We start from the raw sequence: 7,601 nt of genomic DNA, 5'->3' as shown, positions 1-7,601 counted from the left end.
CTCGTTATCTTTTTGTTGTTTGTTTTTTTCATGTTCTGACGACCAGCGAGATCTACACGTAGTGAGTCGTCGGCAGTGTCAGATGTGTATAAAAGAGAGAGCCGATACTGCCGGCCAATTCATCAAGTTAAACACTTGAAAATCAACCACTTACTTCCGACTTGCCCGCTCTGATCGGTGGCTGTTAAAGCCGCTTTCCCTAAGCGAGGTGCGCATTCTACATTGCCCCCGATCAGAGTCAACAGCCCTTTTACAATTAACTGTAATAAAACTCAAAATAGATGTTTTGGGGCTGAAAACCCAGCCTGCGGACCCAATATAGAGCTATATACATACAGAAGTTGACCAGGACTTACCCTCCCTTCGCTGAAAAACCGTTTCGCACTACAAGTACAGAACAAGAAGTCACAGACTGGAAAGCGCCTATAAAGAAAAAGGCGCCTGAATCAGCCGCCTTTATATAGGTATTAACCACTCATACCGCTCTCAGCTCTCAGCTCTCAGCTCTCAGCTCTCAGCTCTCAGCTCTCAGCTCTCAGCTCTCAGCTCTCAGCTCTCAGCTCTCAGCTCTCAAGCCTGCCGAGCGCTTCTGCTATCCGCCATTTTTACTCATCGGTTTGGGCATCATCCTCGCTGGGCTTGCGCACAATAACGCGACCCAGAATCAGACCCAGCTCAAACAGCAGCCACATGGGTAGCGCCAGCAAGCTTTGGGAAATAACATCTGGCGGCGTCAGCAACATACCGACAACAAAACAACCCACGACTACATAAGCGCGCTTGCTCGCCAGGCTCTCTACCGTGGATAAACCACTCCAGATGATCAGCAGGGTCGCGATAGGAATCTCGAATACTATGCCAAAGGCAAAGAAAAGCTTGAGCACAAAATTGAGATAGCTGCTGATGTCGGTCATCACTGCGACGTTCTCCGGTCCGACACTGGTAAAGAAACCAAATATCAGCGGAAAAACGACAAAGTAGGCAAAGGCAATACCGCTATAAAAGAGCGCGATACTGGAAATCAGCAGGGGAATCGCAATACGCCGCTCATGGTTGTACAGACCTGGTGCAATAAAGCCCCAGATCTGATGCAGGATAAATGGCATAGCAGCAAAGATCGACAACACCAGCGTCAACTTGAAAGGCGCGAAGAATGGCGAGGTCACATCTGTTGCTATCATGCTCGTACCGGGCGGCAAGAGCGCGGTCAGCGGTTCGGACAGGTAGGAGTAGAGGTCGTTGGCAAAATAGAACAGACTCAGAAACACGAGCATGACTATCAGTAACGCCCAGATCAATCGCTGGCGCAACTCCACCAGGTGCGAAATCAGCGGCTGTTCCTCAGCTGGGGACTCAGATTCATTCAGCTTGGTCATCAGGACTCCGCCTTGTCACGCGAAGCGGCGCCACCACCCGCGCCAGCATCAGCAGACGGCGCCTGGGCCTCGCCAAAGGGCGCAGCATCGCTCGCCCCAGGCTTGGCAGACTGGTAGGGCGTTTTCATTTCGGAGAGTTCTTCCTCAAGCCGGTCCTTCTCGATGGACGCATTGCGGCGCAGTTCATCCAGCCGCAATTCTTCCGAGATCTCGGACTGGATACCGCTCACCGTGCGGCGGAACTTGCCCATCCACAACCCCAGAGTGCGGACCGCCGTCGGAAGTTTCTCCGGACCAAGTACCAGCAACGCAACAACAGCCACAATAAGTAGCTCAGCAAAGCCTATATCGAACATTCAGGGGCCCGTATTGGCTTAATTAGTCAGCCTTCTTGTCGTCTTTAACGGCTTCTTTTTTCGCCGTATCGACCTTTTCGGAGAACTGAGCGTCTTCCTCTTTGTCCAGCTTCTTCGAATCCTTGGCATCGTCGCTATCATCCGACATCGCCTTCTTGAAGCCCTTCAGGGCACCACCGAGATCACCGCCAATATTGCGCAGTTTCTTGGTGCCAAACAGCAACAGAAGAATCGCAAGCACGATAAGCAGCTGCCAAACACTAATACCACCAAAACCCATAACATCTCTCCCGAATCACATGGCAGGCAATGTGCCGCCACCAAGAATATGAAAATGCAGGTGGTAGACCTCCTGACGACCGCCGGGTCCCGTATTGGTCACCGTACGAAATCCGTTCTCAAGGCCACTCAACCGCGCTATCTGCGGTAATTTCATCATTATGTGGGCGATCAAGCTTTGATCCTGTGGCTGCAGGTCGGCCAGATTGCAAACATGCTTTCTGGGCACCACCAGCAGATGCACAGGCGCCTTGGGAGCCCTGTCCCGAAACGCCACGATCAGTTCATCTTCGTACAGAATACTGGCCGGAGCTTCATGCCGGGCTATCCGACAAAAAATACAGCCAGTCATGCGTCAATCCTTGCTGCGGGCAGCTTTTTCGTCCAGCCCTGAAAGCCCGAAACGACGCGCCAGCTCATCCAGTACCGCCTGGGGCGACTCGCCCAGATGAGACAGCATGACAAGGCTGTGAAACCACAGGTCCGCCGTTTCGTATATCACCTCACTGTTATCGCCACTGATGCTGGCATCCTTGGCGGCTAACAGCGTTTCGGTGGCCTCTTCACCCACTTTCTCCAGAATCTTGTTCAGCCCCTTGGCATGCAGGCTGGCGACGTAGGAACTGTCAGCCGCAGCGGTCTTGCGCTCTTCGAGTAAAACACCGAGTTGTTGCAAAACGTCATTCATCGGCGGGATTCTCGGTTTTTTTATAGATACTGCCGGGCTCTTTGAGCACCGGGTCTACCGGAATCCAGTGAGCGCCGTCCAGTACGCTGTAAAAACAGCTTTCACGCCCTGTATGACAGGCGATGCCGCCCAGCTGTTCCACCTGAAGCAGAATGACGTCGCCGTCACAATCAAGGCGGATTTCATGCAACTGCTGCACATGGCCGGACTCCTCGCCCTTGCGCCACAGCTTCTGCCGCGAGCGCGACCAGTAAATACTGCGCTGCTCTTGCACCGTTAGCTGCAGCGCCTCGCGATTCATCCAGGCCACCATCAAAATATGGCCGCTCTTGTGATCCTGAGCGATGGCGGGAACCAGGCCATCATTGTTCCACTTCACCTGATCAAGCCAGAGTTCTGACATAACTTCTTTTTGAACCTAAAACCGACTGGAGCACGCAAGAATAACCGAAGCCCCTGTTAACGCCAAGCCACAACGGCCGCAGGCCTAATGCATTAGTAGCAGATAAAAGCCGCCGGCCGCCATCAGCCATCCAGTCGCCGACAACTGTTGTAGCCAGGGCTCAGGATCTCCCGCCCCCAGTATGACAGCCAGCACCAGCAGTACGACCCCGCAGGCCCTGGAGCGCCGACGACGCCGCGCAATCGACTCCTGCGCCTGCAGGTTTAACTGCTGCTGGGCGCGCTGATGGGTGTCCATGCGCTTGATCTGTTGCAGCGCATCGAACACCAGCTGCGGCATATGGGGCAATTTGTCGAGCCACTCTGGCGCCTGCTCCTTGACCGTACGCAACAGTGCCTTGGGGCCGACGCGGTTCTTCATCCAGTTTTCGAGGTAGGGTTTCCCTGTCTTCCACAAATCCAGCTCCGGATAGAGCTGCCGACCCAGACCTTCGACATTGAGCAGGGTCTTCTGCAGCAGCACCAGCTGGGGCTGTACTTCCATATTGAAGCGGCGTGCGGTCTGGAACAGACCCAGCAGTACCTGGCCAAAGGAAATATCCTTCAGCGGTTTCTCGAAAATGGGTTCACAGACGCTGCGTATGGCCGTTTCAAAAGCGTACAGATTGGTATCAGGCGGCACCCAGCCGGAATCGATATGCAGCTGCGCCACCTGCCGATAGTCGCGCTTGAAAAAGGCCAGGAAGTTGCGAGCCAGATAGTTCTGGTCCTCCGGTGTCAGTGAACCGACGATACCGAAGTCCACCGCCAGGTACTGCGGCTGTGACGGGTTTTCGCGCGATACAAAGATATTGCCGGGGTGCATGTCGGCGTGAAAAAAGCTGTCCCGGAAAACCTGGGTAAAGAATATCTCGACACCCCGTTCGGCCAGCGCCTTCATGTCGGTGTTCTGCGCCCACAGCTGCTCGACATCCGCTACCGGGATACCCTGAATCCGCTCCATGACCAGTACGTTGCGACGCGTCAGGTCCCAGAAAATTTCGGGTATGTAGAGAATCTCGGACTGTTCAAAGTTGCGCCGCAGCTGGGAGCCATTGGCCGCTTCCTTGCGCAGATCCAGCTCGTCAAAAATGGTCTGTTCATACTCGCGCACCACCTCAACCGGGCGCAGCCTGCGCCCCTCAGGCCAGCTCCACTGCAACAGCTGGGCAAAGGTATAGAGCAGATCAACATCCTTGCGGATGGTGCGATCTATCCCAGGGCGCACCACCTTCACGACCACGTCGCGGCCATTATGCAGCCTTGCAACATGCACCTGGGCCACCGAGGCCGAAGCCAAAGGCTCGGCTTCAAACTGTGCGAACAGCTCGCCCACAGGCTTGCCGAGCGCCTTTTCAACGATCAGGCGTGCCTCCTCACCCGGAAAAGGCGGAACCTGATCCTGCAAGCGCTGCAGTTCAAGGGCGATCTCATCCGGCAGCAGATCACGCCTTGTCGACAGCATCTGGCCAAACTTGATGAATACCGGCCCCAGCGCTTCGAGCGCCAGGCGCAGCCGCTCGCCCTGCGGCTGATTCACGGCAATAAAGTAACGCCAGGGCAGCAAACGCAGGCACAACCGCATATACCAGGGCAGCGGTACCTGATCAAAAAAGGTATCCAGCCGATAGCGGGCCAACACTCGAGCAATTTTTGCTATGCGCAGAAGTCGTCGCACCTGTAGGGAATCCTGTCTGACTGACTAAAACTAAAAGGCGAGGTCCAAGCCTCGCCGCGCCCAAGTGTGCCTGCTGACCGCGAACAGGTAAAGATACGGCTAGCAATAGCTGGCCTGGCGGCACAACCGCCGGGGCCACAAACAGAAAAGCCGCCGGACAGTGCCGACGGCTTTTGCAGATCAGACCATGAACTACATGGACTTGCGTTCTTTCTCAACAAGATAGTCGACCACTTCCAGCATCTGACGGTGACCGCCAGCGGAGGCTGCGGTTACGCGATACTTGCCATTGACCACCATGGTCGGCACGCCGGTGATTTCATAGCTGCGGGCCTTGGACTCACCCTGGTTCAGCTTGGTGTTAACGGCAAAGGAGTTCATCAGCTTGCCGAACTTCTCGCGATCAACACCCAGTTTGCCGTAAAACTCAACCATGTCTTCTGTCTTGGAAAGACGCTGCTTGTTGAGGTGAATAGCATCAAACATCTGCTGATGGCTCTTGTCGACCACATCCATCAGCTCAGCGGTGTAGTAGGCGCGGGCGAAAGGCTCCCAGCTACGCCCGAAGACAACCGGTACGCGCACAAACTGCACGTCGGCGTTCTGGCGTTTGTGCCAGCCCGCAACCAGGGGTTCAAAGCTGTTGCAGTGCGGGCACAGGTAACCAAACATCTCGGTGACCTCAACCCGGGCAGGATCAGCCGTCTTCACGGCGAAGGGCAGCGTTTCGTACTGCACACCGTCCTGAAACTTGTCAGCCTCGGCGGCCCAAACTGTCAGCGACATCATCAGTGCCACCAGACCCACACAGAACTTTCTAATCATCTTCCCTTTCTCCGAAAAACTGTAGATATACGGGGACTCTCTTTAGCCGCCAAAGTTCACTCGACTCTCACCGGCACAGGCCACCAAGACAACAAAGGCAGCCTAAGCTGCCTTAACAAAACCTTGGCTGAACGCCAGAATCAGTTCAGACCCTGAACGTAAGCGGCAACAGCCTTGATTTCGATATCGCTGAGCTTGGCTGCGATATCACGCATCATGCCATTGGGATCATTGGCACGCGCGCCGTCACGAAAAGCCTTCAGCTGCTTCTCCACATAGGTCGCATGCTGGCCGCTCAGGGCCGGGAAACCGGCCGATGCGACGCCTGTACCATTGGGAGAATGACAAGCCGTGCAGGCAGCGACGCCCTTATCCTTCAGCCCAGCGCGGTAAATCTGCTGGCCCAGAGCAACCTGATCTTCCGGCGTCTGACCGATCTGTACTTTCTGACTGGCAAAGTAAGCTGAAATGTCGGCGAGATCCTGATCGCTGTAACCGCCCAGCAATCCGGTCATTTCCACGACCTGACGGGAGCCAGCCTTGATGTCTTTGAGCTGTTTGAGCAGGTAGGCTTCGTTCTGCCCGGCAAGCTTGGGGAAGTTCGGTACGGCACTGTTGCCGTCGGCGCTATGGCAAGCGGCACACATGGCCGTATTGGCCTTCCCGGCAGCGGCATCACCTGCGGCCTGAGCCACGCCCGAAATTCCAAAGGTCACCAGTAAGCTGATCAGTAGTTTATTCATCGACTAGCCCAGACTCTTGCTTGAGAAAGTTTGAGTCCACCCCGGCGCACCGGCGTAAACTTGTATTCAGTGTATCGCCTTGACTGGCAGTTATACGCAGCCACAGGTAAAATTTGGCGGCATTATAACCAATACCCAGATAAACTGGAACGGATACAATCTGTTCTGCCGCCGACCAAGGCACCAAAGCGAGCCCATATGCCCACCTCTGATTCGCCCATCAAGTACAACAGCGCCGTTTTTAACACCAGTGCGGCTCGCCTGAGCCAGTGCCCGGAAGACGCAGGCGCCGAGGTTGCCTTTGCCGGCCGTTCCAATGCTGGCAAATCCAGCGCAATCAATACCTTGACCAACAATTCCAAGCTGGCACGCACCTCAAAAACACCCGGGCGCACACAGCTGATCAATTTCTTTGACCTGAATGTTCCGGGCACTCGCATCGTCGACCTGCCAGGTTATGGCTATGCCAAAGTACCGGTGGCCATGAAGGAGCATTGGCAGAAACATCTTGATGCCTACCTGCAAAAGCGCGGCTGTTTGCGTGGCGTGGTGCTGGTAATGGATATTCGTCACCCCATGAGGGAGTTCGACGAAATGATGGTGGGCTGGTGTGAATCCACCGGTATGCAGCTGCACGTGCTGCTGACCAAGTCGGACAAACTCAAGCGCGGCCCGGCCCAGAGTACACTGCTGACAATACGCAAGGATCTCGTAGCTCGCCTGGGGGACAACGTCAGCGTGCAGACCTTCTCGGCCCTGAAAAAAAGCGGTATCGAGCAACTGCACAGCCGTCTTAACAGCTGGTTGCAGCTCGACTCCATAGACGCTGAAGCCGCCGATATGGATGCTGACTACGATGATGACATGGATGACAACGACGCCTGAGCAGGCCGCTAGTTGCCTACTGCCACCGAAACATCAGAGCGGCTCTTGCTTCCCCTTATGAAGCCGGCGAGCACTGAGGTCATTCGGCGATCAGGCCCGAAGGGGCGCAACAGGGACTGATGCGCCCGCGATGAGGTACATGGATGTACCGCGCCGAATGATCTCAGAGCGCAGCGAATAGGCTTCATCAGGGCGTATTCTTCAAGGTAAAGAGCTTTGGTTGCTTTCTTTGCCAGTAACGCGCCAGCAAGGCGCAACATGAGCCATCAAACCGCTCCGATACCCCAGCCGGCACAGGCTCCAACAGGGTCACCTTGACACCGCCCCAAC

Annotated in this window: 10 protein-coding genes; 1 reads left to right on the top strand and 9 read right to left on the bottom strand. The window is 55.3% G+C overall.

Annotated features, from left to right (window positions below; all coding sequences use genetic code 11):
- Positions 1 to 605: 605 nt before the first annotated feature.
- From tatC to MPRO_RS24720, 9 genes are all read right to left on the bottom strand, one after another.
- Positions 606 to 1,376 (bottom strand): twin-arginine translocase subunit TatC, encoded by a 771-nt coding sequence (gene tatC, locus MPRO_RS24760; RefSeq protein ID WP_067299077.1) that lies wholly within the window; start codon positions 1,374 to 1,376, stop codon positions 606 to 608.
- On the bottom strand, positions 1,376 to 1,732 hold the full coding sequence (gene tatB / locus MPRO_RS24755; RefSeq protein ID WP_067299075.1) for a Sec-independent protein translocase protein TatB: 357 nt from the start codon (positions 1,730 to 1,732) through the stop codon (positions 1,376 to 1,378). The genes tatC and tatB overlap by 1 nt, the downstream gene beginning before the upstream one ends.
- A gap of 22 nt (positions 1,733 to 1,754) precedes the next feature.
- A complete protein-coding gene (gene tatA / locus MPRO_RS24750; protein ID WP_067299073.1) occupies positions 1,755 to 2,012 on the bottom strand; it encodes a twin-arginine translocase TatA/TatE family subunit in 258 nt (85 codons plus the stop codon).
- Between the two features lie 15 nt (positions 2,013 to 2,027).
- Entirely contained in the window at positions 2,028 to 2,363 is a 336-nt protein-coding gene (locus MPRO_RS24745; RefSeq protein WP_067299071.1) for a histidine triad nucleotide-binding protein, read from the bottom strand.
- A 3-nt stretch (positions 2,364 to 2,366) separates the two neighbouring features.
- Positions 2,367 to 2,699, bottom strand: a complete 333-nt coding sequence (locus tag MPRO_RS24740; protein WP_067299069.1) for a phosphoribosyl-ATP diphosphatase — start codon at positions 2,697 to 2,699, stop codon at positions 2,367 to 2,369.
- The gene (gene hisI / locus MPRO_RS24735) at positions 2,692 to 3,102 is read right to left on the bottom strand and encodes a phosphoribosyl-AMP cyclohydrolase (protein ID WP_067299067.1); all 411 of its coding nucleotides are present in this window, start codon (positions 3,100 to 3,102) and stop codon (positions 2,692 to 2,694) included. The genes MPRO_RS24740 and hisI overlap by 8 nt, the downstream gene beginning before the upstream one ends.
- 84 nt (positions 3,103 to 3,186) lie before the next feature.
- Entirely contained in the window at positions 3,187 to 4,818 is a 1,632-nt protein-coding gene (ubiB, locus tag MPRO_RS24730; protein WP_067299066.1) for a ubiquinone biosynthesis regulatory protein kinase UbiB, read from the bottom strand.
- Between the two features lie 192 nt (positions 4,819 to 5,010).
- On the bottom strand, positions 5,011 to 5,643 hold the full coding sequence (locus tag MPRO_RS24725; protein ID WP_067299064.1) for a thiol:disulfide interchange protein DsbA/DsbL: 633 nt from the start codon (positions 5,641 to 5,643) through the stop codon (positions 5,011 to 5,013).
- 140 nt (positions 5,644 to 5,783) lie between these two features.
- Entirely contained in the window at positions 5,784 to 6,386 is a 603-nt protein-coding gene (locus MPRO_RS24720) for a c-type cytochrome (protein ID WP_067299062.1), read from the bottom strand.
- A 198-nt stretch (positions 6,387 to 6,584) separates the two neighbouring features.
- Here MPRO_RS24720 and yihA point away from each other — a divergent pair, with 198 nt between their 5' ends.
- Positions 6,585 to 7,271 (top strand): ribosome biogenesis GTP-binding protein YihA/YsxC, encoded by a 687-nt coding sequence (gene yihA / locus MPRO_RS24715; RefSeq protein ID WP_067299061.1) that lies wholly within the window; start codon positions 6,585 to 6,587, stop codon positions 7,269 to 7,271.
- Positions 7,272 to 7,601: the final 330 nt, after the last annotated feature.

Source organism: Marinobacterium profundum (assembly GCF_001528745.1).
GTDB classification, from domain to species: Bacteria; Pseudomonadota; Gammaproteobacteria; order Pseudomonadales; family Balneatricaceae; genus Marinobacterium_A; species Marinobacterium_A profundum.
The sequence above is the reverse complement of the archived record's forward strand: the minus strand, read 5'-3'. Positions and strand labels throughout refer to the sequence as shown.

Coding starts and splice junctions, on each gene's coding strand:
- yihA (WP_067299061.1), top strand. CDS start 6,585: ATGCCCACCTCTGATTCGCCCATCAAGTACAACAGCGCCGTTTTTAAC.
- MPRO_RS24720 (WP_067299062.1), bottom strand. CDS start 6,386: ATGAATAAACTACTGATCAGCTTACTGGTGACCTTTGGAATTTCGGGC.
- tatA (WP_067299073.1), bottom strand. CDS start 2,012: ATGGGTTTTGGTGGTATTAGTGTTTGGCAGCTGCTTATCGTGCTTGCG.
- hisI (WP_067299067.1), bottom strand. CDS start 3,102: ATGTCAGAACTCTGGCTTGATCAGGTGAAGTGGAACAATGATGGCCTG.
- tatB (WP_067299075.1), bottom strand. CDS start 1,732: ATGTTCGATATAGGCTTTGCTGAGCTACTTATTGTGGCTGTTGTTGCG.
- MPRO_RS24745 (WP_067299071.1), bottom strand. CDS start 2,363: ATGACTGGCTGTATTTTTTGTCGGATAGCCCGGCATGAAGCTCCGGCC.
- tatC (WP_067299077.1), bottom strand. CDS start 1,376: ATGACCAAGCTGAATGAATCTGAGTCCCCAGCTGAGGAACAGCCGCTG.
- MPRO_RS24740 (WP_067299069.1), bottom strand. CDS start 2,699: ATGAATGACGTTTTGCAACAACTCGGTGTTTTACTCGAAGAGCGCAAG.
- MPRO_RS24725 (WP_067299064.1), bottom strand. CDS start 5,643: ATGATTAGAAAGTTCTGTGTGGGTCTGGTGGCACTGATGATGTCGCTG.